The organism is Streptacidiphilus jeojiensis, from assembly GCF_042510965.1.
In the GTDB taxonomy this organism is placed as follows: domain Bacteria; phylum Actinomycetota; class Actinomycetes; order Streptomycetales; family Streptomycetaceae; genus Streptacidiphilus; species Streptacidiphilus jeojiensis.
This window is the reverse complement of the sequence record NZ_JBEUKS010000010.1, coordinates 53686-79634: the sequence shown is the minus strand read 5'-3', so window position 1 is coordinate 79634 and position 25949 is coordinate 53686. Positions and strand designations below refer to the sequence as shown.

Annotated in this window: 23 protein-coding genes; 14 read left to right on the top strand and 9 right to left on the bottom strand. The window is 71.7% G+C overall.

Going from position 1 to position 25949, the window contains the following annotated elements:
* Positions 1–68: 68 nt before the first annotated feature.
* Positions 69–740 (top strand): TetR/AcrR family transcriptional regulator, encoded by a 672-nt coding sequence (locus ABUW04_RS26175; protein ID WP_380566971.1) that lies wholly within the window; start codon positions 69–71, stop codon positions 738–740.
* A 3-nt stretch (positions 741–743) separates the two neighbouring features.
* Here ABUW04_RS26175 and ABUW04_RS26170 read toward each other — a convergent pair whose 3' ends face one another.
* The 7 genes from ABUW04_RS26170 to ABUW04_RS26140 all read right to left on the bottom strand — a co-directional run bounded on the left by ABUW04_RS26170 (position 744) and on the right by ABUW04_RS26140 (position 8368).
* Positions 744–1250 carry a MarR family winged helix-turn-helix transcriptional regulator gene (locus ABUW04_RS26170; protein WP_030249707.1) on the bottom strand — a complete coding sequence of 169 codons (507 nt, stop codon included), beginning with the start codon at positions 1248–1250 and terminating at the stop codon, positions 744–746.
* Positions 1251–1335: 85 nt separating this feature from the next.
* Positions 1336–3066: an FUSC family protein gene (locus ABUW04_RS26165; protein ID WP_380566804.1), complete on the bottom strand. Its 1731-nt coding sequence runs from the start codon at positions 3064–3066 to the stop codon at positions 1336–1338.
* A gap of 53 nt (positions 3067–3119) precedes the next feature.
* The gene (locus ABUW04_RS26160; protein ID WP_380566803.1) at positions 3120–4772 is read right to left on the bottom strand and encodes an RICIN domain-containing protein; all 1653 of its coding nucleotides are present in this window, start codon (positions 4770–4772) and stop codon (positions 3120–3122) included.
* Between the two features lie 182 nt (positions 4773–4954).
* Complete coding sequence (locus tag ABUW04_RS26155; protein ID WP_380566802.1) at positions 4955–5677, bottom strand: hypothetical protein; 723 nt, start codon at positions 5675–5677, stop codon at positions 4955–4957.
* A 76-nt stretch (positions 5678–5753) separates the two neighbouring features.
* Entirely contained in the window at positions 5754–7715 is a 1962-nt protein-coding gene (locus tag ABUW04_RS26150; protein ID WP_380566801.1) for a hypothetical protein, read from the bottom strand.
* Between the two features lie 129 nt (positions 7716–7844).
* On the bottom strand, positions 7845–8063 hold the full coding sequence (locus ABUW04_RS26145) for a hypothetical protein (protein ID WP_030249719.1): 219 nt from the start codon (positions 8061–8063) through the stop codon (positions 7845–7847).
* Between the two features lie 89 nt (positions 8064–8152).
* Positions 8153–8368 (bottom strand): hypothetical protein, encoded by a 216-nt coding sequence (locus ABUW04_RS26140; protein ID WP_030249721.1) that lies wholly within the window; start codon positions 8366–8368, stop codon positions 8153–8155.
* Between the two features lie 278 nt (positions 8369–8646).
* Here ABUW04_RS26140 and ABUW04_RS26135 point away from each other — a divergent pair, with 278 nt between their 5' ends.
* From ABUW04_RS26135 to ABUW04_RS26075, 13 genes are all read left to right on the top strand, one after another.
* The gene (locus ABUW04_RS26135) at positions 8647–9042 is read left to right on the top strand and encodes a helix-turn-helix domain-containing protein (RefSeq protein WP_030249724.1); all 396 of its coding nucleotides are present in this window, start codon (positions 8647–8649) and stop codon (positions 9040–9042) included.
* Between the two features lie 159 nt (positions 9043–9201).
* Positions 9202–9477, top strand: coding sequence for a hypothetical protein (locus ABUW04_RS26130; protein ID WP_030249725.1), 276 nt, complete (start codon positions 9202–9204; stop codon positions 9475–9477).
* Between the two features lie 89 nt (positions 9478–9566).
* Entirely contained in the window at positions 9567–10286 is a 720-nt protein-coding gene (locus ABUW04_RS26125; RefSeq protein WP_030249728.1) for a response regulator transcription factor, read from the top strand.
* Positions 10283–11716 carry a sensor histidine kinase gene (locus ABUW04_RS26120; RefSeq protein ID WP_232242014.1) on the top strand — a complete coding sequence of 478 codons (1434 nt, stop codon included), beginning with the start codon at positions 10283–10285 and terminating at the stop codon, positions 11714–11716. The genes ABUW04_RS26125 and ABUW04_RS26120 overlap by 4 nt, the downstream gene beginning before the upstream one ends.
* A 124-nt stretch (positions 11717–11840) precedes the next feature.
* Positions 11841–12332 carry a DUF1269 domain-containing protein gene (locus ABUW04_RS26115; protein WP_030249733.1) on the top strand — a complete coding sequence of 164 codons (492 nt, stop codon included), beginning with the start codon at positions 11841–11843 and terminating at the stop codon, positions 12330–12332.
* Positions 12333–12375: 43 nt separating this feature from the next.
* On the top strand, positions 12376–13899 hold the full coding sequence (locus ABUW04_RS26110; RefSeq protein WP_380566800.1) for an FtsW/RodA/SpoVE family cell cycle protein: 1524 nt from the start codon (positions 12376–12378) through the stop codon (positions 13897–13899).
* 80 nt (positions 13900–13979) lie between these two features.
* Positions 13980–15449: a penicillin-binding transpeptidase domain-containing protein gene (locus tag ABUW04_RS26105; RefSeq protein WP_380566970.1), complete on the top strand. Its 1470-nt coding sequence runs from the start codon at positions 13980–13982 to the stop codon at positions 15447–15449.
* A gap of 52 nt (positions 15450–15501) precedes the next feature.
* On the top strand, positions 15502–16431 hold the full coding sequence (gene rbsK, locus ABUW04_RS26100) for a ribokinase (RefSeq protein WP_380566798.1): 930 nt from the start codon (positions 15502–15504) through the stop codon (positions 16429–16431).
* 75 nt (positions 16432–16506) lie between these two features.
* Positions 16507–17988, top strand: coding sequence for an APC family permease (locus ABUW04_RS26095; RefSeq protein ID WP_380566797.1), 1482 nt, complete (start codon positions 16507–16509; stop codon positions 17986–17988).
* Positions 17989–18094: 106 nt separating this feature from the next.
* Entirely contained in the window at positions 18095–19405 is a 1311-nt protein-coding gene (locus tag ABUW04_RS26090) for a sensor histidine kinase (RefSeq protein WP_084713505.1), read from the top strand.
* Between the two features lie 14 nt (positions 19406–19419).
* Positions 19420–20139, top strand: a complete 720-nt coding sequence (locus tag ABUW04_RS26085; RefSeq protein ID WP_084713507.1) for a response regulator — start codon at positions 19420–19422, stop codon at positions 20137–20139.
* A gap of 123 nt (positions 20140–20262) precedes the next feature.
* Positions 20263–21609 carry a glycosyltransferase 87 family protein gene (locus ABUW04_RS26080; RefSeq protein ID WP_380566796.1) on the top strand — a complete coding sequence of 449 codons (1347 nt, stop codon included), beginning with the start codon at positions 20263–20265 and terminating at the stop codon, positions 21607–21609.
* A 128-nt stretch (positions 21610–21737) separates the two neighbouring features.
* Positions 21738–22232, top strand: a complete 495-nt coding sequence (locus ABUW04_RS26075) for a VOC family protein (RefSeq protein WP_380566795.1) — start codon at positions 21738–21740, stop codon at positions 22230–22232.
* Positions 22233–22259: 27 nt separating this feature from the next.
* On the opposite strand, the gene ABUW04_RS26070 is transcribed toward ABUW04_RS26075, so the two are convergent.
* A complete protein-coding gene (locus ABUW04_RS26070) occupies positions 22260–23978 on the bottom strand; it encodes a penicillin-binding transpeptidase domain-containing protein (RefSeq protein ID WP_380566794.1) in 1719 nt (572 codons plus the stop codon).
* 187 nt (positions 23979–24165) lie between these two features.
* Complete coding sequence (locus tag ABUW04_RS26065) at positions 24166–25929, bottom strand: dolichyl-phosphate-mannose--protein mannosyltransferase (protein ID WP_380566969.1); 1764 nt, start codon at positions 25927–25929, stop codon at positions 24166–24168.
* Between the last annotated feature and the right edge of the window lie 20 nt (positions 25930–25949).

Genomic DNA, 25949 nt, shown 5'->3' with positions numbered 1-25949 from the left:
AGCCGGGGCTTCCCTTTGTCCGGACGCCGGCCCGTCCGAGTGCCCTGCTGTGGCAGAATCAGATTTTGATGATAGAGAGCGCGATTCCCGAGCAGGCAAACGATATTGCCGCGCGTATCGCCCGGCGGTCGCTGGCCAAGCAGGAGGCGGACCACGCCAGCGATGTCCGCCGCCTGCTCGATGCCGCCTATGAGGTCATCACGCGCTGCGGGACGGACTCACGGCCCCGGGTCGCCGACATCGTGGCCGCCGCAGGCCTGTCGAACGACGCCTTCTACCGCTACTTCCGCTCCAAGGACGCCCTGGTCGCGGCTCTCCTGCTGCACGGCACCGAGCAGTTGGTGAGTTACACCGTCCACCAGATGGGCAAGGAGACGACCCCGGCCGGACGGGTCCGGCGCTGGGTCGAGGCGGTCTTCTGCCAGACCCGCGAGGACATGGCGGCTGCGACCCGGGCCCTGCTCTGGAACGGGAGCAACCTCGGCGACGGCCCGGCCTCGGCCCGCTATGCGCATGTCGCCCCGCTGGCCGCCCTGTTGCACGGGCCCTATGCCGAACTGGGCAGCGCCGACCCGGAGATGGACGCCTCGCTGACCACCCACGCGGTCCTCGGCAAGATCTCCGACTATGTGTTCCGCCATGTCGTGCCGACCCGGGCCGAGTTGGACCGCATCGTCGGGTTCACCCTGCGGGCGGGCGGCGGGGCCGTGCTGGAGGTCGGGGCCGGGGAGCGGGAGTGAGGCTCAGTAGGGCAGCAGACTTCCCAGCCGGCCTTCCAGGACCACCAGCAACTCGCTGAGCCCTTCCGAGAGTTCGCCCTGCCGCTGCTCGCCGAGGCCGGACAGCAGCGCGCGCTCGTACGCCAGCTGGTCCGGGAGCAGACCGTCGATCAGATCGCGTCCCGCGTCGGTGAGCGAGAGGTGGACGACGCGGCGGTCGCGGGCGTCGGCGCGGCGCTCGACCAGGCCGCGGTCGGCCAGCTGCCGGACCCGCTTGGTGACCGCGGCGCCGGAGGAGAAGGTCTCCCGGGCCAGCCGGCTGGGCGTCAGATCACGGTCGACCCGGCGCAGCGTGCCGAGGAGGTCGAACTCGGGGCGGGTCAGTCCGGCACCGATGAGCGGGGCGTCCGCGGCCTGCTGCAGCAGTGCGGAGCAGCGGTTGATCCGTCCGATGAGTGCCATCGGGGCGGTGTCGAGGCCGGGGTCGAGCCGGTGCCACTGGCGGAGTACCCCTTCGACCACGTCTTCCATGCCGCCTCCTCTCGCTCGGCTGCCGATCCTACGCGTCCGCACGGCTCGGGCCGGTTCACGTCGGTCCGCATCCGTCCAGGCGGGTTCAGGCCGCGGTCGGCAGCCCCCGCAGGGCCGGGTCTAGCCGGCGGCTCAGCTCGGCCAGCACCGGGTGGCTGCGCTGCTCGGCGGCGCTGATCCGGTCCTCGGGAAGGGTCCGCTGGCGCCACTCGCCGCCCGCCGTGTCCGCGGCCTCGCGGAGCTCGACCAGGGCGTTGGTCAGCCGGTCCCTGGCCCAGCCCAGCTCGTAACGGTCGACCTGCCGGGCCGGGGCGTCCAGCAGCCGTGCGGCCTCGGCGCGGGTGGCCGCGACCGCGGCGAGGGCCCGTTCGGCGCGGTCCGAGACATGCCGGTCGGTAATCAGGAAGCAGCAGGCCAGGCCCACCGCCGCGCCCACCACGGTGTCCAGGGCCCGGTCCGCGATCAGCTCGCCGGCCGGCTGGGCCTGGGCGAACTGGACCATCAGCAGCGACATCGGGGTGACGAACACGCTGGCCAGCCAGTAGCCGCGGCTGATGGTCGCCTCGGTGGCGAACTGGCAGGCCAGCGCGGCCAGCACCAGGACCGCCGCGCCGAGTCCAGTGAGCGGCAGCAGGACGGCGAACAGCACCAGTCCGATGACATTGCCGAGCACCCGGTTGAGCGCCCGGTTCCAGCTCAGCACGGTGTTGGCCTGGAAGACGGAGGCGGCGGTGACCACGGCCCAGTAGGGGCGGCCGACGCCCAGCTCCATGGAGGCCCAGCCGGCCAGCGCGCAGCCGAGGGCCACCCGCGCGCCGATGGTCAGCAGGGGCGATCCGGGGCGCAGCGTCCGCAGCAGCGGTACCCGGCCGTCCGTTCCCGGGGTGAGGGGAGCACGGCGGTGCAGGTGGCCCCCGCCCGACGACCGCTCGACCCCGGCGCCGGTGCCAGCCCCGGCCCCAGACCCAGGGACAGCATCCAGGTCCGCCAGTTCGGCGGTCTCGGCGCCGGTGGGGGAGAGGTCGGGCAGCGGCCCCCGGCTCCGCAGCGCGCCGGCCCAGAGCCGCAGCTGCCCGGGCTCGGCGGTGCCGGATCCCGCGCGGATGAGCAGCAGCTCCAGTCGGCCGCGGTCCGCGACGGCTGCGGTGCTGCGGGCCGGCACCAGCAGCACGGTGCGCCAGGCCGCGGCCGCCGTCGCGGCCCGGGCGGCGGGTGCTCCCTGCCCGGCGGCCGCCTCCAGTGCCCGGGCGACCGCGTGCCGCTGCGGCCCCTGCGGGCGCAGCAGCGCGGGCGCCATGCAGACCAGCCAGGCGAAGGCGCCGGCGGCCAGGGTGAGGGCCAGGTGTGCGGGCACGTCCGCGAGCCGCTGCGGGACGAAGACGCAGCTGGCGGCGATGAAGGTGGGGATGAGATTGGCCGGCGGCCCGATCCGGATGGCGTCGCACAGCATCTTGTGGACGGCCGCGAGCAGGGCCGCGACGGCGACCCGGACCACGGTGGAGTCGGTGCTCGCGGCGGTGGTGAGCGCGACGGCCACGCTCGCGGTCATGCTCAGCACGACCCAGCCGAGGGTGCGGGCCCGGGCCGCGTACGGCAGTCCGTGGGCGTAGAGGGCGCACAGTCCGCCGCCGGAGGTGTAGAGGGCGAGGTCGAGCCGGCCCAGTGCCAGCAGTACCAGGTCCGCCGCGCCCAGCGCGATCACCGCGCTGAGCGCCGGCCGGTGCCACCCCGCCGCCACCTGCCGCAGCCGCAGGGCGCTGCGCACCCGCAGTTGCCTGGTCGGCCCGGGGGTGCGCGTCGCCGTCTCTGTCGCCATACCGTCAATGTTAGCAGGTAATTTACTCGTGAAATATATCCACGGGTGCGGCGTCAGCCGTGCAGGTAGACGATGCCGAGCTTGGTCAGCTGCCACAGCTGGCCGGCCGCGCCGGTGTCCGGCTGCAGCTGGGTGAGCGGGTTGCCGGAGCTGTCGGCGGCGGGACCCGCGGTGGCGACCATCGCGGTGTTCTGCGAGTCGGCGATCTCGTAGAGACCGTTGCCGGCCGGCTTCAGCACCCAGTGCTGGGCGCCGGTGCCGTTGCAGGTCCACTGCCGCAGCTGGGTCCCGGCGGCGGTGGAGCCGTTGGCCGCGTCCAGGCACATCGCCCGGTTGCCGCTGAAGTTCAGTGTGTAGCTGCCGTCGGACTGGGCCTCGAAGACGAAGGACTGGTTCAGGCCGCCGGTGGCCGGATAGGTGATGGCCACCCTGCCCTTGGTGCTGTCGCCGTAGGTCCCGCCTCCGGAGAGGTCCAGCACATTGCCGCCGGCACGGCTGGTGAGCTGGAACCAGGCGCCGTCGTCGGGGGTGTCGGCGAACGGCTGACCGGCCGTCAGCGGCTCGATGGTGGTGCCGTCGCCCTGGTCCAGGGTGCAGTAGGCCTCCTGCTGGGACGGTGCGCGGTAGAACTCGGCGAGGCAGGCGGCCTCGCCCTGGTAGCCGGCCACCCGCAGGTGGTACGACTGCCGGATCTCGTTCTCGCACAGGCCCAGGATGCCGATGGAGTAGTCACAGCCGTTGCGGGTGTTCTCGCTGAGGTCTATCACGTCGCCGTTGGTGTACTCGTACGGCGAGGTGGTCATCTCGGCGCAGACCTCGTGGCCGTAGCTGACCCGGCGCTGGTCCAGGAAGCGCACGCCCGGCACCGCCTCGGCCGCCGTCCGCAGTGCGTCGTCCAGTTGCGGGACCACCCAGTTGTGGCCCCAGGCCAGGTCCTCGGGGAAGGCCGGGCAGCCCTGGGCGACCTTGTCGGCGTAGCTGTTGCTGCGGATGTCCGGGGTGATCGGGCTGAAGTAGGACTGCATGACCAGCTGGTAGTCGCCGTCCGCGTAGCCCGCGGTGCGCAGGGTCTGTCGGACGTCGGTCAGTGCCGCCTCGATCTTGGGGATCACGGCCTTGGCGCGGGCGCTGATGGCGGCGCTGCCGATGGTGTCGCGGCAGCCGGTCGACTGGGGGATGGGGAAGTACTGCCCGAGGCAGCTCTCCATGATCCCGCTGAAGTCGAAGTCGTCGTTGGCGCCGATGGTCACCACGACCATCTTCACCTGGTACGTCGCCGCGGCCTGGGCCAGCTGCAGGTCCTGCTTGGCCTCGCCGAAGTCGCCGCTGCCGCCGCCGGTGACCTTGGCCAGGGTCGGGTCGCTGACCAGGTCGCCGGTCTGGGCGCCGGAGCAGGCCAGGTCGACGCCGGTGATCCCGGCCAGCCCGGTGTCGTAGATCTCCGACTGGGGGTGGCGGTGGCAGTAGTTGGTGGGGCCGTCGGTCCCGGCGGTGTAGCCGTCGGCGGTGTCGGTGCCCGCGCCCTCCCCGGAGATGGCGCTGTCGCCCAGGGCGACGATCGCGGGGGTGCGGGTCGCGGCGGCCGCGGCCGGTGCGAGGTCCGGGGCGGCGGCCGAGGCCGAGCCGGGGACGCCGCTCAGGGCGAGGGCCGCGAACAGACAGGACGCGGCGAGGGCGGCGGTGCGGGGCAGGACTGATCTGGTCACGCGTGGCTCCTCTGGATGCAGGGAACACCCCCCGGCTGGAGGCCGGGGGGTGGGAGTGCGGAGCGGGAGAACAGCGTCGATCAGTGCCAGATGCTAGGTACCGGCGGGTAACAAAACAAGAGCAGTGCTCATATTTTTTGGACATGCCAAGCCGGCGCAGCAGTCCGGACGGTGCGGACCCGTCAGTGCGTCAGCATGCGGTGCATGGTGACGGTGGGGGCCATCGCGGCCAGGGCGTCTACGCCCGGCCCCTTGGGCGCGGTGGCGGCACCGGCCTTGAGGATCGCGGTGACCTGGGCCGCCAGCGCGTCGGCCTGGGCCTGGACCGAGGCGATCGAGGCGTCGGAGCGGCCCAGGGCGTCCAACGAGCGGTGGATGTTCGCCAGTTGACGCTGCGCCGAGGCGCTGAGGGTGAACGGGTTGGGCGTCGACACGATGAACTGGTAGGCCCCGGCGAAGGTCTGGCAGTCCGCGCAGTGGTTGTTGCCGGACCGGCTGTGGTTCTGGGCGTTGAGGTGGATGTTCTCCCCGGCCATGGTGATGATCTGGAAGGACAGTGCCACCGAGCGGCACGGCTTGGCCGCGGTGCAGGCCGAGGAGCTGGCGGAGGCCTGGTTGTAGGCCGACGCCGCGAACACCGTGCCGTACTGGTGCACGGTGAAGGAGTCGTCGAAGTCGGTCCGGTGGACCGGGTTGGCGTAGGACAGCGCCGCGTTGTCGGCGATGGCCACACCGTGGGCGTTGCTGGAGAAGGTGCCCGGGGCGGCGGCCTGCGCGGTCGCCGTGGTGGCGATGGCGCCCAGGCCCACGGTGGCCAGCAGGCCCAGGCGGACGGCCTTGCGGCCGGCGCCGGTGCGCGGTGCTGCTTTGCGGTGCTCGTTGAGGCGGTGTTCGTTGGAATGCATGCGTTCTCTCCTGACGGATGTCCTGCCTGTGTCCTGCCTGACGGATGTCCTGCGGGATGAGGCCGTGCGCAGCGGTTCACGGGGTTGCCGTGGCCGGGGGAGCTGTGTCACTGCCTGTCGGGGTCGGCGTCGCCGTGGCGGTCGCCGTCGGGCCGGTGGTGGTCGGAGCCGCGGTGGTCGGCGCGGGGGTGGTGGGCGGGGGCGTCGTGGTCCCGTGCGTGGCCGGCGCGGTGGTGGGCGGCGGGACCTGGCGGCCGGCCGCCGTGCTCTGCGCCGTGGCCGGGGCCGTGGTGAGGCCGGCGGTGGGTGTCGAGGCGGCCGAGGTCGCGGTGGCGGAGGCGGTCGCCGAGGCCGACGAGGTGGCCCCGGGGATGACGCCCGCCCCGCTGCTCATCCCGCCGCCGGGCGAGGCCGATCCACCGGGACCGCCGGACGAGGGCTGTCCCGACCCCTGGCCCGGGGCGGCCGGCTGGGTGGTGGGGACGCCCGGCTGCAGTACCGGCACCAGCGGCGGCTGCTGCGGCAGCGGCTTGGGGGTGGCGCCCCCGGCCCAGGCCACGCCGAGTCCGGCGACCGCGCTGAGGGCGACGGCGCAGAAGGCGAGCCGCAGTTTGGGACTGTCGCTGGTGGCCCGCAGCGCCGTGCGCAGCAGCCGTCCGCCGAGCCTGATCGAGAGGTAGGCCATTCCGGCGAGCGGGCAGACCAGCATGAAGCTGCCGAGCACGCCGACCAGGCCGACGGCGAGGTGTCCGTCGGCGAAAGCGGAAGCGGTGCCGCTCAGTTGGGACACCAGCGAACGGGCGCCGGTGGCCAGGATCCGCGGCAGGTTCCACAGGGCGTAGCCCAGGTCGCCCAGCAGCAGCGGCACCATGGTGAGGACCCAGGTGGTGACGATGATCCGGGCCGAGCGCTTGAGCCCGGCGACCTCGGGGCGGACCGGCTTCCCCGGCACCATGCTCAGCAGGATCGGCTTGATCTTGCCGAACAGGTCGGGCACCCCGGCCAGGTCGCCCAGGATGTAGTAGCCGTCCAGCCGGACGGCCGGCATCAGCTGTTCCAGCACCTCGAAGTGGCCCAGGTAGACGGCGCTGAGGAAGAACTGCTGGCCGGTCAGGAAGTAGGCACCGCCCATGCCCAGCATGAAGACGATGTTGAAGTAGACGCCGCCGAGGTCGGTCCGGATCCGGCCGCCGCGGCCGATCCGGTAGACGTCGGTGACGTCGGTGTACATCGACGGCCAGATCAGGAAGAAGCCGCAGCCGATGCAGCCCGGGTGGGCGCCGCCGTAGCGGCAGGCGGAGGCGTGGCCGAACTCGTGGAACACCACCGAGGCCACGGTCAGCCCGAACACCGCCAGCAGCAGCACCGGCTGGTTGAGCACCTCCAGCACCGGGGTGATCGCGCCGTAGAAGCCGAACAGCCAGACGTCCATGAGCACCATGGACGCCAGCACCAGCACCACCATCAGCGGGCGGTGCAGCCAGGCCAGCGAGCGGCCGATGGTGTTGGCGCGCTTGGCGTCGAACATCACCCGGTGGCCCTTGAGGGCCAGCAGCAGGTCGGACCGGGGCGCGCCGGTGACCTCGTCGTCCTCCTGCCCGAACGGGACGGTGACGCCGAGGGGTTGGAGCTTCTGCTCGACCAGGTAGGCGATGTTCTCCTCGCTGACCTCGCGTCCGTACAGCGCGCTGACCCGGTGCGCGATCCGCTCGGTGTCGCGGATGCCGTCGACGGCGCCGGCGACCAGGTGGAGCAGCCGCGAGAGCTGCACCACCTGGCCGTCCCCTCGGCGTGCGATGTACTTGGGCTCGGTGAACCCGGAGCCCTGGTACTCGCCGTGCAGGCGGAGCCCCGCGCTCAACCGCGGCACGGGGAACACGGGTACGGGGTCCGCGGCCGCGAACTGGTGCGGCCCCGCCTGCGGGTCTGCGAAATCGATGAACTCCCGGGCGTCCTCCTGGTACGGGACGCCCTGGAGGGAGGTGGCGAATCCCCCCGGGCCGGGTACCAGTGCCCCCGGCTCCACACTGACGGTCATTGCTGTGCCTGTCCTCCCCCGGCGCGGGCCGCGCCCTCCCCTGGCGCGGCCCGCGCCCCTGGTGCTGCGTACTGCGGGTTGTGCTGTGGTGCGGTGGTGCAGGTGTGGTGCGGGTCGTTCAGGTGCCGGCTACTGGCTGATGCTGATCGCCTGCGAGGCCTCGGACTGGGCGACCGAGCCGATCGAGCCCCAGTTGCCGGCGACGGAGGAGTTGCTCGCGTCGACGTTGGCGATGTGCTTGGTCACGTTGACCTTCTTGGTGAAGCTGAACTTCACCGTGGACAGCGCCTCGCGGCCGGGGAGCAGCTCGGCGGACTCGGCGTCGAGCTCGTGCATGTCCATGCTCATGGCAGTGCCTTTCGTGGTGTACTGACGATGGGTTCCGGCGGTGGGTGCCGGTTGTGCGTACTGACGGTGTGTGAGTAACCGCGGTGGTACTACTGGCTGATGCTGATGCCCTGGTCGGCGCCGGACTGCGCGGTGGAGCCCAGCGACAGCCAGTTGCCGGCCGACGAGGAGTTGCTGGCGCCGACGTTGGCGACGTGCTTGGTCACGTTGGTCACCGAGACCTTGGTGAACTTGAAGGTGCTCAGGGCCTCCCGGCCGGGGAGCAGCTCGGCCGACTCGTTGTCCATCTCGTGCATCTCAAGCATGGTCAATTCCCCCTAAGGAATGGACAGTTGCGGTCGAACGGGGAGGGATCCCCCCCACTCCCGTCCAACTCGGTCGGACGTCTTGTCCAACGAGATTGGACAGTAGTAGGCCTGAGCACGGCGGCGCAAGCGATTCCGCCGCGACTTTCTGCAACGGACTGGTAACAGAGAGGAATTGCCAGGTGGGAGCGGGTGAACCGGTGACGCGGCCGGTGATCGCCGTAGAATCGGACCGTCAGAGGCAGCCGGAGGGGCAGCCGACAGGAGGCGTCAGCCAGGTGTCCAACGCGCTGCAGCAGTTGATGAGGAGCCGCTTGGACCAGCAGGGCTGGTCCTACGGCGAGGCGGCCCGCAGGGGCGGCATCCCGCGCTCCACCGTGCACCATCTGGCCACCACCGAACGGCTGGTCAGGATGCCGCAGCCGGCCACCCTGGAGGGGCTGGCCCGGGCGCTGGACCTGCCGTTGGACGCCATCCGCCGGGCCGCCGCCGAGGCCTGCGGGATCCACCTCTACGCGGGCGAGCCGCCGGCCGGCGCCGCGGTCGCCCCCGACCCGGAGGTGGACGTGCTGATCGCCAGCCTGCAGAAGCTCTCGGTCGACGACCGCCGCCATGTCGCCGCGCTGGTCGAGTCGCTGCTGGACCGCGGCGATCATCAACAGACGGACAACTAACACGTCTCCTTTGGCAGTTGCGGTTCCCTGAATGCCCGGACATGACCGGATCGGGCGAATATCGGCGGTGACCCACGCTCTCGCCCGCATATGCGACTAGCGTCATTCCGGAGAGGGGCGGGTGAGTCGCACGCTGCCCCCCGGGACCAGGGGGAATCCATGCTGGTCGTTCAGGGAGGCCCCACCACCGCCGTCGTCCGGGGGAGCAGCGGCGAGTCCGTCGTGCTGCTCTCGGGCGAGCTGCCGGCGGTGCTCACCGACAGCAACCTCGACGAGGTGCTCGACCTCGCCGCAGCCGTCCTCGACGGCGAGGAGATGCTGCTGTTCCGCCGCTGCCTGGCCGCGCTGCGCCGGGGCGAGCTCATCGGCACCCGCCGGATCGAGATCGACGGCGCGGTGCTCACCGTCTACGGCTCCGATCCGCCCGGGCGCTGACCTGCCCGGGGGCCTGGTCGAGGACGGTCGAACACGCCGAAGGGGGGCCCTCTTACTTCACTCTCACGCACGGCGGCGAGAATCGTCCCGTGACGTCGACAGTACTTCTGGCCGAGGACGACAGGGCCATCCGCGATTCCGTCGTGCGCCTGCTCACCCTGGAGGGCTACCAGGTGACCGCGGTCGCCGACGGTATCCAGGCGCTGGCCGCGATCCACCGGGAACACCCGGACGTCATCGTGCTGGACGTGATGATGCCCGGCATCGACGGCCTCGCCGTGTGCGGGGTGCTCCGGGCCGAGAACGACCGCACGCCGATCCTGATGCTCACTGCGCGGGTCGAGACCTCCGACCGGGTCGCCGGGCTGGACGCCGGTGCGGACGACTACATGGTCAAGCCCTTCGAGGCGGACGAGCTGCTGGCCCGGCTGCGCGCGCTGCTGCGCCGGGCCACGCCGGTCCCGGTCCCGGCCGACCCCCCGTCCAGTCAGAACGCCTTCGCCACCGAGGACGTCATCGAGGTCGCCGACCTGCGGATCGACCCGACCGCGCGGCGGGTCTGGCGGCAGCGCACCGAGATCGCGCTGTCCCGCACCGAGTACGACCTGCTGGAGCTGCTGGCCAGGAACGCCGGGATCGTGCTGGACCACAGCACCGTGTACGACCGGATCTGGGGCTACGACTTCGGCCCCGGCTCGAAGAACCTCGCGGTCTACATCGGCTACCTGCGCCGCAAGCTGGAACTGCCGGACGCACCGGCGCTGATCCACACCGTCCGGGGCGTCGGCTACACCCTGCGCGAGCCGTGAAGGAGCGGGGCGCCGGCCGCTCCGCCCTCGGCGGCGCGGTCCGGCTGGCGCGGCGCCCGCTTCCGGCGGGCCTGAGGGCGCGCTTCGCACTCGCCTTCGCCGGGGTCGCCGCCCTGGTGGCGGTGTTGGTCGGGGTCCTCGGCTACGACTCCGCCGCGACGCTGATCCGGCACGACCGGGCCAGCGACTTCAGCCAGTCGCTGGACACCCTGGTCGCCGCGGTCCAGCAGTCCCAGCTGCACACCAGCGACTTCCTGCCCTCCAACACCAGCCACGACCAGCTGGAGGACCGGCTGACCCAGTCCGGCGACATCGGCATCCAGGTGATCGCCGGGGACGGCACGGTGGTCGAGAAGGGCGCCCCCGACCCGCTCCCGGTCGACGCCGCGGACATCAAGCTCGCCATGGGCATGGCGGCCGGCAAGGACCGCAGCGTCAACCAGAACATCGGCGGCGACCGCTACCTCGTGGTCACCGTCTCGCTCGGCGACCGCCAGGGCGCGGTCCAGCTCTCCCAGCTGCTCAGCTCCACCGACGACCTGCTGGACCTGCTGCTGGAACGGGTCACCCTGGTCGCCACCGCGGTGGTGATCGCGGCCGGCGCGGCCGGCTGGTGGCTCGCCGGGCGGATCACCCGCCGGCTGGTCTGGCTCACCGGCGCGGCCGAGCAGGTGGCCTCCACCGGGCAGCTCGACGTGGACGTGCCCCGCCGCGGCAGCGACGAGATCGGCCGGCTCGGCCGGGCCTTCGACGACATGCTGGGACGGCTCGCCAGGTCCAAGGACGACCAGCGCCGGCTGGTCCAGGACGCCGGCCACGAGCTGCGCACCCCGCTGACCTCGCTGCGCACCAACATCGCCGCGCTGCCGCATCTGGACCGGCTCCCCCCGGAGTCGCGCGAGGCGCTGCTGGACGACCTGTCGACGGAGACCCGCGAGCTCAGCGTGCTGGTGAACGAGCTGGTGGAGCTGGCGGCCGACCGCAGGGAGGCCGAGGAGCCGACCGAGGTCGAGCTGGACGTGCTCGCCGACCGGGTGGCCGACCTGGCCCGGCGCCGCACCGGCCGCGAGATCGTGGTCGACTCGGTGCCGACCCCGGGCGTGGGACGCCCGGGCGCGCTGCAGCGGGCGATGACCAACCTGGTGGAGAACGCGGCCAAGTTCACCCCCGAGCAGTCCGAGATCAGGCTCCGGGTCCGCCCCGGGCTGGTCTCGGTGCTGGACCGGGGCCCCGGCATCGACGAGGCCGACCTCAACCGGATCTTCGACCGCTTCTACCGGGCCACCAAGGCCCGCAGCCTGCCGGGCTCCGGGCTCGGCCTGTCGATCGTCAGGGAGGTCGCCGAGAGCCACGGCGGCACGGTCTACGCCCGCAACCGCTCCGAGGCGGACGGCGGCGGCGCGGAGATCGGCTTCACCCTGGCGATCTGACGCGGCAGCGATCTGACAGGGTGTGAAATGGCAGAACTGAACGACACGCCGACCAGCAAATCGGACAAATAGCTCAAACGCGGTTAGGTTCCCTGGTAGTTCCAGCCACAGACGGGAAGAAACCGTGAGCACTCTGATCGCTGTCGCCTACCCCGACCTCGCCACCGCCGAGAAGGTCCGCGCGCTCCTGGGCGACCTGCAGAAGCAGAAGCTGATCCAGCTCGAGGACGCGGTCGTCGTCGAGCGCAAGGAGGACGGCAAGGTCAAGCTGCACCAGGCCGTCAGCACCACCGGCGCAGGTGCGGCTGGCGGCGCGCTGTGGGGCGGCCTGATCGGGCTGCTGTTCTTCATGCCGCTGCTGGGCGCGGCCATCGGCGGCGCCACCGGGGCCGCGGTCGGCGCCTCCCAGGACTTCGGCGTCGACGACGACTTCATGCGCAAGGTCGGTGCCGGCCTGGTCCCGGGCGCCGCGGCGCTGTTCGTCCTGGTCCAGAACGCGGTCCAGGAGAAGGTCGTCCCGCAGATCGCCCCGTTCGGCGGCCAGCTGATCCAGACCTCGCTCAGCGAGGAGCAGGAGACCCACCTCCGCGAGGCCGTCCGCGCCGCACAGGGCTGACGCCCCCCGGGTCGGCTCTGTTCCCTCCGTTCCGAGGATGTCGATGGCCGCCGCGACTGCCCCTGCGATCCCTGCGCCGCCGCGGGTCCGCACCCGCCGCGCCACGGAACTGCTGCTCACCGTCCTCGCCGTGCTCATCGCCGTCTTCGGCTACGCGGACGTGGGCTCCTCCATCGACGGGAAGGTCCCCGCCGACACCCTGGGGTACGGGGTCGGCCTCGGCGTGCTGGCGCTGCTGGCGCACCTCGCGGTGCGGCTGCGGGCGAAGTACGCGGATCCGCTGCTGCTGCCCTGCGCGGTGCTGCTGAACGGCCTCGGGCTGGTGGTGATCTACCGGCTCGACCGCGCCACCGCGACCTCGTCGGCACCCTCGCAGCTGATGTGGACCACCATCGGGGTGGCGCTGTTCATCGCCGTGGTGCTGTTCCTGCGGGACTACCGGGTGCTGCAGCGCTACGCCTACGTGCTGGCCTTCGGCGCCATCCTGCTGATGATCGTCCCGATCTTCCTCCCGGCCGTCTACGGGGCCAAGATCTGGATCAAGGTCGGCCCGCTCTCGTTCCAGCCGGGCGAGATCGCCAAGATCGCCCTGGCCATCTTCTTCGCGGCCTACCTGGCGGTCAGCCGCGACGTCCTGGCGCTGACCGGCCGGAAGATCTGGAGGCTGGAGCTGCCGCGCGGCCGCGACCTCGGCCCGATCGTGGTGATCTGGCTGCTCAGCACCGCGGTGCTGTTCCTGGAGCAGGACCTCGGCACCTGCCTGATCTTCTTCGGCCTGTTCGTGGTGATGCTCTACGTCGCCACCGGGCGCATCGGCTGGATCGCCGTCGGCCTGGTCATGGTCGGCGTCGCGGTGGTGCCGGTGGCGCTGTGGGAGCCCCATGTGCACAGCCGCTTCGTGGACTGGCTGCACCCGATGGCCAGCATCGACGCCGGCGAGGGCGCCGGCCAGTTGGCCCAGTCGCTGTTCGCCTTCGCGGCCGGCGGCCTGCTGGGGACCGGGCTCGGCGAGGGCCACTCCTACCTGATCGGCTTCGCGGTGAAGTCCGACTGGATCCTCTCGACCTTCGGCGAGGAACTCGGCATGGTCGGCCTGGCCGCGCTGCTGCTGGTGTACGCGCTGGTGGTGGTCCGCGGCTACCGGACCGGCCGGGTACTGCGCGACCCCTTCGGCCGGCTGCTGTCGATCGGCCTGGCCACGCTGCTGGCGCTGCAGGTGTTCGTGGTCGCCGGCGGTGTCACCGACCTCATCCCGCTGACCGGGATGACCATGCCCTTCCTGGCCCAGGGCGGCTCCTCGCTGCTGACCAACTGGGTGCTGGTGGCGCTGCTGCTGAAGATGAGCGACGCCGCCCGCCGCCCCGACCTGCCGCCGGAGCCGGGCGTCCTGGCGGTCCCGCCCGCGCCGCGACCGATCGCCCCGGAGCGGTCGGCCCCGCCGGAGCAGTCGGCCCCGCCCGGGACCGGCGATCGAAGTGACGACCACGACCACGGCGACGACGACCACGACCACGACGATGACGACGACCACGGCGACGACGACACCCAGGCGGTGCCCAGGCCATGAGCCCCTTCGGCCGGAAGAACCGGAAGCCCGGGCAGCAGCAGGCCGCCTCCGCGGCCCAGGCCGGCGCGGTGCGCCTCTCGCTGAGCCGCACCGCCCGCAGGGCCGGCATGTTCTGCCTGCTGCTGATCCTGGTGCTGCTGGTGAACCTCAGCCGGATCCAGGTCGTCCAGGCGAACAAGTACAACGACAACGCCGCCAACCAGCGCTCCACCATCGCCCGCTACGCCCAGCCCCGCGGCGACATCATCGTGGCGGGCAAGCCGGTCACCGGGTCGAAGCAGACCGGCGACAGCCTGTACCAGTACCGGCGCAGCTACACCGACGGCCCGCTGTACGCCGCGGTGATCGGCTTCTCCTCGCAGACCTACGGGAACACCCTGCTGGAGGGGGTCGAGGACGACATCCTCTCCGGTTCGGCGGACTCGCTCTCCACCCGCCCGCTGCTGGACGCGATCAGCCGCTCCCCGGTCCCCGGCGGCGACGTCTACACCACCATCAACGCCAAGGCCCAGCAGGCGGCACTGTCCGGTCTCGGCAGCAAGCGCGGCGCGGTCGCCGCCATCGAACCCTCCACCGGCCGGATTCTGGCCCTGGCCAGCACCCCCTCCTACGACCCCGACGGGATCACCGGCACCGGTAGCGCGGTCACCCAGAAGTGGTCCACGCTCAACAGCGACTCCACCCAGCCGATGCTCAACCGGGCGCTGCGGCAGACCTACCCGCCGGGCTCCACGTTCAAGGTGGTCACCATGTCGGCCGGTCTGGCGAACAACGTGGTCAGCGGCATCGACGTGGCCACGGACTCGCCCGACCCCTACACGGCCAAGGACACCACCACGGCCATCACCAACGAGAGCTCCAGCGACGCCTGCCAGAACGCGACCCTGAAGTACGCGCTGCAGGTGTCCTGCAACACCGTCTTCGCCAAGCTGGGCGTGGACGTGGGCGAGGCGAACATGGTGAAGATGGCGCAGGCCTACGGCTTCAACCAGAGCAGCCAGACCATCCCGGTCGGCGTGTCACGCAGCAACTTCGACACCGGACTGACCGGGCAGGCCTATCTGGCGCTGTCCTCGATCGGCCAGTACGACACGGCGGCCACCCCGCTGCAGATGGCCGAGGTGGTGGCGGCCGTCGCCAACAACGGCACGCTGATGAAGCCGATGCTGGTGTCCAAGGTGACCAGGGACGACGGCACCACCGTCAAGAGCTTCGCCCCGCAGACCTTCTCCCAGCCGGTGACCCCGACCGTGGCCGCCGAGATCCAGCAGGCCATGGTCAGCGTGGTCACCGACGGCACCGGCGGCAACGCGGCGATCCCGGGCGCCGTGGTCGGCGGCAAGACCGGTACGGCGCAGCACGGCGTGAACAACAGCGGAACGCCCTACGCCTGGTTCATCTGCTACGCCAAGCCCAGCGCGTCGGCGGCCTCCCCGGTCGCGGTCGCCGTGGTGATCGAGGACAGCAACGCCAACCGTGCCGACGTCAGCGGCGGCGGCCTGGCGGCGCCGGTCGCCAAGGCCGTGATGCAGGCCGTCCTCAACGGATGACCTCGCGGTCCGATCCGGGCCGGACCCCCGACGGCCGCCTAGAGTAATGCTCATGCCGAAGATCGCAGTGGTGGGCAGCATCAACCTCGACCTGGTGGTCCCGGTGCCGCACCACCCCGTGCCGGGGGAGACCGTGCTGGGCGGGGAGCTGGCCGAGCACCCCGGTGGCAAGGGCGCCAACCAGGCCGTCGCGGCGGCCCGGCTGGGGGCGCAGGTCGCCATGGTGGGCCGGGTCGGCGACGACGAGGCCGGCTCCGTACTGCGGGCCGCCCTGCAGCGGGAGGGGGTGGACGTCCGCTGGGTGCTGGCCGAGCCGGGGTTCAGGACCGGGCGGGCGCTGATCGCGGTGGACCGGGCCTCGGGTGAGAATTCGATTATCGTCAGCCCGGGTGCGAACACCGCTCTCGCACCGGAGCACTGCGCCGCCTCGGGAACGGTGCTCCGCGACGCGGACGTCACCCTGTTGCAGCAGGAGATCCCGGCCGCCACCGTCGAGGCCGCGGCCCGGCTGGCCGGCGGCACCGTACTGCTGAACCCGGCCCCGGCCCGGTCCACCATGACCCGGGAGTCGCTGCGGGACCTGCTGGACATGGTGGACATCCTGGTCCCCAACCGCGCCGAGCTGGCCGCCATGGTCGGCCACGAGCTGCACGACCTGCACGCCGTCGCGGACGCCGCCCGCACCCTGCGCGGCCCGTCCGCCGTGGTGGTCACCCTGGGCGCGGACGGAGCACTGCTCTGCGAGGAGGGCGCCGTTCTGCTGGTCCCCGCACTGGCGGTCACCCCGGTGGACACCACCGCCGCAGGCGACGCCTACTGCGGCGCGCTGGCCTGCGCCGTCGCCGAGGGCCTCCCGCTGCACGAGGCGGTGCGGAACGCCAATGCGACGGCCGCCCTGGCCACCACCCGCCCCGGCGCGCAGCCCTCACTGCCGACCCGCGCCGAGGTGGAGAAGCTGCTGGGACACGACTTCCTGCCCTAGGTAATTTGTCCTTTTTGTCGCACCATCATGCGACGATGCGTCAGACCCCCTGACGCGACCGGAGGACAGCCCACCATGGCCAGCAAGGCGACCCTCGGTCAGCAGGTCCTGCGCCGCAAGCCGGTGTCCGTGCTGATCGAGGAGAGCAGCGGCGACCTGCACACCGACACCCCGCTGGACCCGCCGCTGGACGCCGACGCGGCCGCCCCGCACCTGCGCCGCAGCATCGGCCTGCTGCAGCTCTCCGCCATCGGCATCGGTGCCACCGTCGGCACCGGCATCTTCTTCGTCCTCAACACCGCGGTGCCGGTGGCCGGCCCGGCCGTCGTCGTCTCCTTCGTGCTGGCCGCGATCACCGCCGGGCTCACCGCGCTCTGCTACGCCGAACTGGCCTCCGCCATCCCGGTCTCCGGATCGTCCTACTCCTACGCCTACGCGACCCTCGGCGAGATCGTCGCCTTCGGCGTCGGCGCCTGCCTGCTGCTGGAGTACGGGGTGTCCGCCTCGGCCGTCTCGGTCGGCTGGGGCCAGTACCTCAACGAGTTCTTCAGCGACGCCTTCGGCTTCACCCTCCCCGACGCCATCGCCCAGCCCCCGGGCGACGGCGGCTATGTGAACGTCCCGGCCATGGTGCTGGTGCTGCTCTGCTGCCTGCTGCTGATGCGCGGCGCCAAGGAGTCGGCCCGGGCCAACGCCACCATGGTCGGCATCAAGTTGTGCGTCCTGGTGCTGTTCGTCGCCATCGCCCTGACCGGCTTCCACTCCGGCAACCTCAGGCCCTTCGCCCCGATGGGCTTCGCCGGCATCAGCAACGCGGCCTCCAGCATCTTCTTCTCCTACATCGGCCTGGACGCCGTCTCCACCGCGGGCGAGGAGGTCAAGGACCCGCACCGGACCCTGCCGAGGGCCATCATCATCGCCCTGGTCGTGGTCACGGTCCTGTACATCGGCGTGGCCATCGCCGCCGTCGGCGCGCAGAAGTGGACCCTGTTCGAGGGCCAGCAGGCCGGCCTGGCCCAGATCCTGCGCGACGTCACCGGCCAGACCTGGCCCTCCATCATGTTCGCGCTCGGGGCGATCGTCTCCATCTTCAGCGTCACCCTGGTCGTCATCTACGGACAGACCCGCATCCTCTACACCATGGGCCGCGACGGCGTGCTGCCCCCGCGCTTCGCCCAGGTCTCCCCGCGCACCGGCACCCCGATCTGGAACACCGCCGTGGTCAGCACCGGCGTGGCCCTGCTGGCGGGCTTCGTGCCGCTGGACGTGCTGGCCGACCTGACCTCGCTGGGCACGCTGGTCGCCTTCAGCGTCGTCTCCATCGGTGTGATGATCCTCCGCCGCACCAACCCCGACCTGGAACGCGGCTTCAAGGTCCCCGGCTACCCGGTCACCCCGGTGCTCAGCGTCGCCTTCTGCGTCTACCTCATCAAGGGCCTGCACCCGCTGACCTTCGCCATGTTCGCCGCCTGGCTGGCCGGCGCCGCCTGGGTCTACTTCACCTACAGCCTCAAACACTCCCGCCTACGAGCCCTTGAAGGCCCGTCAGGGCCTTGAAAGGGGCGCGGGGAACTGCGCTGCCAACCACCCCCGACCCGCACCCGACACCCTCAGTCCGTTGCACCCCCTGAGATCCGGTCACGCCGCATATCCTCAAGACACGATGCCTGCCGTCCTGTCCCGAGTGCTCAATCCAGTAGTCCATCTGGCAGCGCTGGTGCGCCAGGCCGCCTGGGCCGCCCCCGACCAGCGTGTCCTCCTGCTGCCCACCCTCGCCTCCCACAACCGCGTCCGCTACGCCCTCGCGGCGACCCTCGGCGGAGCCGTCCTCGTCCTCACCGTCACCGCCGACACCCAGCTCAACCAGCTGGTCCCGGGCAGCCTCGCCTGGGCCCTGGCCGGGCTCCAGGTACTGCCCCTGCTGCTCGCGGCCACCCGCCCCCTCGCCGCCTGGCGGATCTCCGCGATCGGGCTCACCCTCACCACCTTCGCCGAGGTCGGCCACGCGCCGACCCCCTTCTGGCCCTGGCCGGTCAGCGGCTGCATCGCCTACACCCTGCTGCTCTTCGCCACCGCCCAGGTCTACGGCAGGGACGTCGCCGTCGGCATCGACCTGCTCACCGCGCTCGCGGTGCTCGCCCCGGCCGTCCCGCTGGTGGCCCTGCCCCCGGTGGTCTTCGCGGTGGCGGCCGTGGTCGTCAGCCTGGTGCTGGTGCTCGGCGAGTCGATCCACTCCCGGCAGGAGGCCGAACGCCACCTCGTCGCCGCCGAGGAGCAGCGCCGCGCCGGTCTGGCCCGCCAGGCGGTACTGGAGGAGCGCTCCCGGATCGCCCGCGAGCTGCACGACGTGGTGGCCCATCACATGTCGATGATCGCCATCCAGGCCGAGGCCGCCCCCTACAAGGAACCCGGTCTGCCCGAGCAGACCCTGCGCACCTTCACCGCCATCCGCGCGGCCTCCACCACCGCGCTCACCGAGATGCGCCGGGTCATCGGCCTGCTCCGCGAGGAGGACGAGAACGCCGAACGCGCACCCCAGCCGGGCATCGACCGGATCCCCGAGATGGTCAGGGCCGCCCGCCAGGCCGGCATGCAGGTCGACCTCACCCTGGCCGGCGGCCCGGACCGGCCGCCCGCGGTGGTGGACGTCTCGGTCTACCGGATCGTCCAGGAGGCGCTGAGCAACGCGGGCCGCCATGCGCCCGGAGCCAGGGTCGAGGTCGAGGTGGTCCGCACCAGGGACGCCGTCCAGGTGCACGTCGCCGACGACGGCCGCAGCAACGGCGGCCCGGCCCCGGGCGGCAACGGCGGCCACGGCCTCACCGGTATGCGGGAGCGCGCGGCGATGCTCGGCGGCACCCTGCGCGCCGTCCCGCGCGAGCACGGAGGCTTCGAGGTGACGGCGGAACTGCCCCTGGACGGGGTGCCGGCGCAGCGCGGAGGAGAATCATCCGGGGACGATGAGGACAGCTGACGGGGGAGCAGGCCATGGCGGACGCAGTGGAGGCCGCGGAATCAGCGGTCAAAGTGATCAGGGTGCTGTTGGTCGACGACCAGGAGATGGTCAGGGACGGGCTCGGTGCGCTGCTCTCCTCGGCCCCCGACATCGAACTGGTGGGCGAGGCCGGTGACGGGCTCCGCGCCGTCCAACTCGCCGCCGAGCTCAGCCCGGACGTGGTGGTGATGGACATCCGGATGCCCGGCATGGACGGCCTCGCCGCCACCGCCCGCATCGTCGGCCCACCCGGTCCCGACGCACCCGTCGCGGGCCCGCGCGTGCTCATCCTGACCACCTTCGACCTGGACGAGTACGTCTACGAGGCGCTCGCGCAGGGTGCCAGCGGCTTCCTGCTCAAGGACGCACCGGCCCGCGACCTGATCAACGCCGTCCGGGTGATCGCCGCGGGCGAGGCCCTGCTCGCACCCTCGGTCACCCGCCGGCTCATCGACGACGTCGCCCGGCGCCGCCGCTCCGGCAGCCTCCGCCCGGAGGCGATCGCCGCCCTGACCGCCCGGGAGCTCGACGTCCTGCGCCAGGTGGCCCGGGGGCTGTCCAACGGAGAGATCGCCGAGGAGATGTTCCTCAGCGAACAGACCATCAAGACCCATGTCGGCCGCATCCTCGCCAAGCTGGAACTCCGGGACCGCACCCAGGCCGTCGTCTTCGCGTACGAGAACGGCCTGGTGGGGGTGGTCGGCGAGGGCTGACCACCCCCAGAGGACGACACGCCTTCCACCCTGTGGGTTGACGACACCCGACCCCGGGTTCTCGTAGCGTCTTCACATGTGACGACGACTCACATGCCGCGTGTCCCACGCGGGCACGGGGAGATGCACGAGAAGCCATTCACGCAGCCGCACCACCCGCAACGGTGGAGCGGCTCCCGCCTGCCCTGGATACTCGGCTGGCTCGTCTGCGCCGTCTGGGCGGCCGTGTTCCCCTTCGCCTCCGCACTCGTTCCGCAGCGGGCCTGGGGCGCCATGGCCGCTGTCGGCTACCTGCTGGCCGCCGGCGCCGCCGCCTGGCTCCCGCGCCGCCGCGCCGCCACCGTCTCGACCGCGGTCGCCCTGCTGGGTGCCGTGGTCGTCCCGCTGATCGTGATGTCGGTCGAGTACTGGGCGCAGTCGGAGGTGCACGTCGTCCAGAACTCCGCCGTCCAACTGCTGCACACCGGCAGTCCGTACCTGCCGAGACCGAGTCAGACCTACGAGTACGACCCCTACTTCCCGGCGATGACCCTGTTCGGACTCCCCAGAGCGGTCCTGGGGAGCCACGGCTGGCTGCCGACCCTCCTCGGCGACGCCCGGATCTGGTTCCTCGCCGCGTTCCTCGGCTGCCTCGCCGCCTGCCACCGCCTGCTGCGCCCGGGCACCGACGCCGGGTCCGGGTCCGGGTCGGGCACCGGGTTCGGGTCCGGCTCCGGCTGGGTGGCCCTCGCCGCCGTCACCGCCTCACCGCTGGTCGCCGTGGTCGCCGTGACCGGCGGCGTCGACCTCCCGCTCATCGGCTGCTGCTGCCTGGGCCTCGCCCTGGCCGGTCGCGGCCACGCCACCAGGGCCGGCCTGGTCCTCGCCCTGGCCTGCGCCGTGAAGTGGACGGCCTGGCCCGCGCTCCCGGTGGCCGCGCTGCTGCTGCACCAGCTGTACGGACGCCGGGCCGCGCTGCGCTGCGCGGCGGTCGGCACCGCCGTCGCCGCCGCGCTGATCGTCCCGTCCGTGCTGATCACGCCCGGGGCGGTGCTGGAGCAGGTGGTCCGCTTCCCGCTGGGCATGTCGCGGATCAAGACCCCGGCCGGCAGCCCGCTTCCGGGCCACCTCCTGGCCGGCCTGGGCCCGATGGGCCGCGCGGCCTCCTTCGCCCTGCTCGCCCTCGGCTGCCTCGCCGTCGCCGCCTGGCTGCTCCGCCGCCCCCCGCGCAGCACCGTGCAGGCCGCGGACCGCCTGGCCCTGGGCGTGGCCGTGGCCTTCCTGCTGGCCCCGGCGGGCCGCTTCGGCTACCTCCAACTCCCGCTGCTGCTGGTCCTCTGGCCCAGGCTGGCCGCGGGAGCCTGGCCGGACCGCCCGAACTGGCCCGCCCTCCGCCTCGCCCGTGCCGCACCGATGCGCAAGCTCGACCTCCGGGTCCCGCTGCGCGCCGCCGCAGCAGCCATCGCCCTGAGACGCCGCAGTACGGGGTGACGCCCCCGCCCCGCACCTGCAACAGCACGCCCTCCCGATCGCACACTGCGTCCGGAATACTTTCCTGGGAAGATGTTGTTGTCCCGGTCGAAAGCCCGAACTCACGACCCCGCGAACGAGGAGCCCCCATGGCCGTCCGCCGACTCAACCACGCAGTGCTCTACATCCGCGACGTCAGTCGCTCCGTCGCCTTCTACACGGAGGTCTTCGGCTTCGAGGTCGCGGTGGAGATCCCCGGCCGGGCCGCTTTCCTCCGGGCGCCCGGCACGCTCAACGACCACGACCTCGGCCTCTTCGCCCTCGGCAGCCAGGCCGCCGGTCCGGTCCAGGGCCAGGTCGGGCTGTACCACCTGGCCTGGGAGGTCGGCACGCTCGGTGAGCTGGCCGAGATCGGCGCCAGGCTGCAGCAGCGCGGCTCGCTCGTCGGCGCCACCGACCACGGCGTGAGCAAGTCCTTCTACGCCAAGGACCCCGACGGGGTCGAGTTCGAGGTCATGTGGCGCGTCCCGCGCGAGGACTGGCCGACGGACGGCGGCGGCCTGGAGCGCCTCGACCTCGACGCCGCCCTGGCCCGCTGGGGCGCAGAACTCGCCACCGGCGCGGCAGCCGGCTCGGCGACCTGACCCCGGGTCGGGTACCCGGGGCTCGGGTCACTCGTCGGCCGTGAGCACCGCCTGCACCACGTATCCGGCCGAGTCGACGCCGGTGGTGCCTCCTTGGACCAGCGACGCGACCGCGATCTCGCTGTTGTAGGCGGTGAACCAGCCGTTGGTGGTGGAGTTGGTCTCGGCGGTGCCGGTCTTGGCGCCGGTGGTGGACGAGAAGTCCTTCATCCGGGGGTAGGCGGTGCCGTCGCTGTCATGCGCGGCGGCCCGCATCAGCGTCTTGAGGTAGCCGTCGGTGCGCGAGGACATCGCCTGCGGTGCCGCGCTCTGCTGCTGTCCGGGCAGGATGACCGGCTGTTCGAAGCGGCCCTCGGCCACGGTCGCCGCCAGCGAGGCCACCACCAGCGGGCTCATGGTGATCTGTCCCTGGCCCATGAACTGCGCACCCTGGTTCGAGTTGTTCGCGGGCGGGACCGGAACGCTCGGGTCCGTGGTCTGGACACCGCCGCCGATGCTCCAGCTGCCCAGACCGAAGACCTGGACGGCTTCGTTGTGCAGAGCCGAGGCATCGCCATCGTGCACGAGTTGTTTGAAGCCTGCCTTGATGAACGAGGTGTTGCACGAGATCGCGAACGCCTTGGTGAGGGTCGCGTTGGGGTCGGTGTCGCTGGGGCTGTCATTGGGCCAGGTCTCGCCCCAGACCGTCGCGGTCGCGTCGCACGGTGCCACGCTTGTCGGCGTCATCGACGTGTGGTCGAACAGCGCCGCCGCCGTCACGATCTTCATCGTGGACCCCGGCGCCAGCGCCGCGTTGATCGCGGTGTTGCCGTCCGATCCGGTGCCGGCGTAGGCGATGGCGCGGATCTGTCCGTTGCTGTGGTCGATGGCGTCGACGGCCGCAGGCATCCCCTTGAGCACGCTGCCGCGCACCGCCGCCTCCGCTGCGGCCTGCAGACGGGCGTCGATCGTGGTGGTGATGGACGCACCCTTGGGGGCGGTGAACACCTTCGCGGTGGCGACCGGGTCGTTGTTGGAGTCCACGATCTCGATGCCGCTGCCGCTCTCGGCCGCGCTGCTGCTGCTGCCGCCGCCGCCGTGCTGGGCGATGGTGGCGATGATCTCCGTCAGTGACGGGTACTTGGCGCCGGTCAGCACCGTCTTCCCGTCACGGGCCAGCACCCGCACACTGCCCGCGTCGGCGGTGACCGGCCCGGCCGCCAGCGACTCGGCCGCCTTGAGCTTCGGGTAGAGCACGCTCGGTGCCCAGTTCACCGAGGTGAGCCCGCCTGCTGACTGGACCACGTCCAGGGAGCTCGGGTAGCTCCAGGTGCCGCCCTTGACCTGGGCCGTGACCGTGAAGGTCACATGGGTCTCCAGGGCGGCGTCGCCGCTGGAGTTCCCGGTCGCGGGCAGCGCCGCGGTCGGAGCGGCCGCTGCCACGTCGCTGAAGGAGATCGCCGAGAGCTTCACCCCGGTCGCGTACGCCTGCAAGGCGTCCTGCGCGCCGCCGGGGTCGGTGGTCTGGCTGGCGGCGCCGGTGTAGTGGTCCGGGCCGCTCTTCCAGCTGTCGAGGAAGGACTGGGCGCGCTTCACCGCGTCCGCCTCGTTGGGCGCGGTCGTGGCCATCGCGGTCGAGGCGGTCTTCGGCGTGCTCCCGGAGCCCACGTTCGCGACGGCGTGGACCACGTTGTAGGCCCCGTAGCCGCCGGCGGCGAACAGCACCACGACGGTTCCTATGACCGCCGACTTGGCGCCCCTGTTCATGTTGCTCCCCCGACTGGATGCAAATACCACATCCACGACATTCGTCTACGGACTCTCACTGTTTCTCAACAGGATCGTACGTATGCGTCGCCACTCGTCGAGGTGGTTCCAGGGAGTAGAGAGGAAACTGTGACCAGACATCCGGTCGAAGCGGACATAGCGTGACCGCGGCCGGGGCCGGACAGCGTCAGATCCAGGTCGTCCACCACATCCGGGCCTGCCACTGGGTGTAGGTGATGATCTGTGCGTCGTACAGCGGCAGGAAGTACAGGAAGGTGGCCATGATCCCGACCACCAGTACGCCCGCGCCGATGCCTCCTGCCAGGCGGCGGTCCCTGGAGGCCGTCGCCCTGCCCAGCATCGCTCCGATCATCATCGCCAGTGCCAGGCACAGGTAGGGCTCGAAGTCGATGGAGTAGAAGAGGAAGATCGTCCGCTGCTGCCACTGGAACCAGGGCAGGTAACCGGCGGCGATGCCGCCGCAGATCGCCGCCGCCCGCCAGTCCCTGACGAAGATCCACCGGTACAGCGCGTACACCAGCGCGAAGCAGGCCGCCCACCACAGCACCGGGGTGCCGATCGCCAGCACCTCGCTGGAGCACTGGGCGCCCCCGCACTGGGCCGGCTTGATGCTGCCGCTCTCGTAGTAGAACGACACCGGACGCCCGTTGACCAGCCAGCTCCACGGGTTGGACATGTAGGTGTGCGGGCTGGTCAGCGTGGTGTTGAAGTGCCAGATCTCGGAGTGGTAGTGCCACAGGCTGCGCAGCGGCGCCGGCACCCAGCTGAACGTTCCGCCACGGTGGTCCGCCCAGTGCCGGTCGTAGCCGCCGTAGGTGTTGCCGACGTGGGCGTTGCTGAACAGCCAGCCGCTCCAGGACGCCAGGTAGGTGAAGAAGGCGACCACGACCATGGACAGGAAGGCTGGCAGGGTGTCCCGGCGCAGCGCGGTCAGATAGGGGTGGCGGGCGCCCGCGGTCTTGCGCGCGGCGGCGTCCCAGAGCACCGACATCACCGCGAACAGGGCCAGGAAGTCCAGGCCGTTCCACTTGGTGGCGCAGCTCAGGCCCAGGCAGATCCCGGCCAGCAGCCGCAGCGGGCGCCAGCCGAGCCGGGCCGCGGTGGCCAGTTCGTGGCTGGGCGGGGCGTCCGGGTTGTCGGCGGTGGCGCCGACGGCGTCGGCGAGCCTGGCCCGGGTGCGGTCCCGGTCGATCAGCAGCAGTCCGAACGCCGCCAGGGCCCAGAACATCACGAAGAGGTCCAGCAGCCCGGTGCGGTTCATCACGAAGTGCATGCCGTCGACGCACATCAGCAGCCCGGCGATGCAGCCCAGCAGGGTGGAGCGGAACAGCCGCCGACCGATCCGGCAGATCATCAGCACGGCCAGGCTGCCGAACAGGGCGACCATGAAGCGCCAGCCGAACGGGTTCAGCCCGAAGATCATCTCGCCGATGCCCAGCACCCACTTGCCGGCCGGCGGGTGCGCGATGAACGCGGCCCCGGTCGGCGCCGGGATGTGCTGCGGGTTGGCCAGGATCGAGGCATTGGCCGAGTCCGGCCAGTTGACCTCGAACCCGTAGTGCCAGATCGCCCAGGAGTCCTTGGCGTAGTAGGTCTCGTCGAAGATGATCGCGTGCGGGTTGCCCAGGTTCACGAACGCCAGCAGGGCGCCGAACAGGGTCACCGCGAGCGGGCCGATCCAGCCCGACCAGCGGCAGAGCCACAGCCACAGCCCCGGGGGCAGCCGGATGCCGAAGCGTGCCAGCAGCGCGGAGGGCGCCCCGGTCGAGATCCCCGGTCCGTCCGGCATCGGCGGCACCAGGCGCTGGCGCAGCGGTCTGCGGTCCGGTTCGCGGTAGCCGAGCCGGGCGAGCCGCTGCTGCCAGGCGCTCAACGGCCGGGGCGGACGGCTGTGCGTGCTGTGCAGGCCGTTGACCGGGCTGGTATCCACTTCCCCGTCGTGCCAGGACG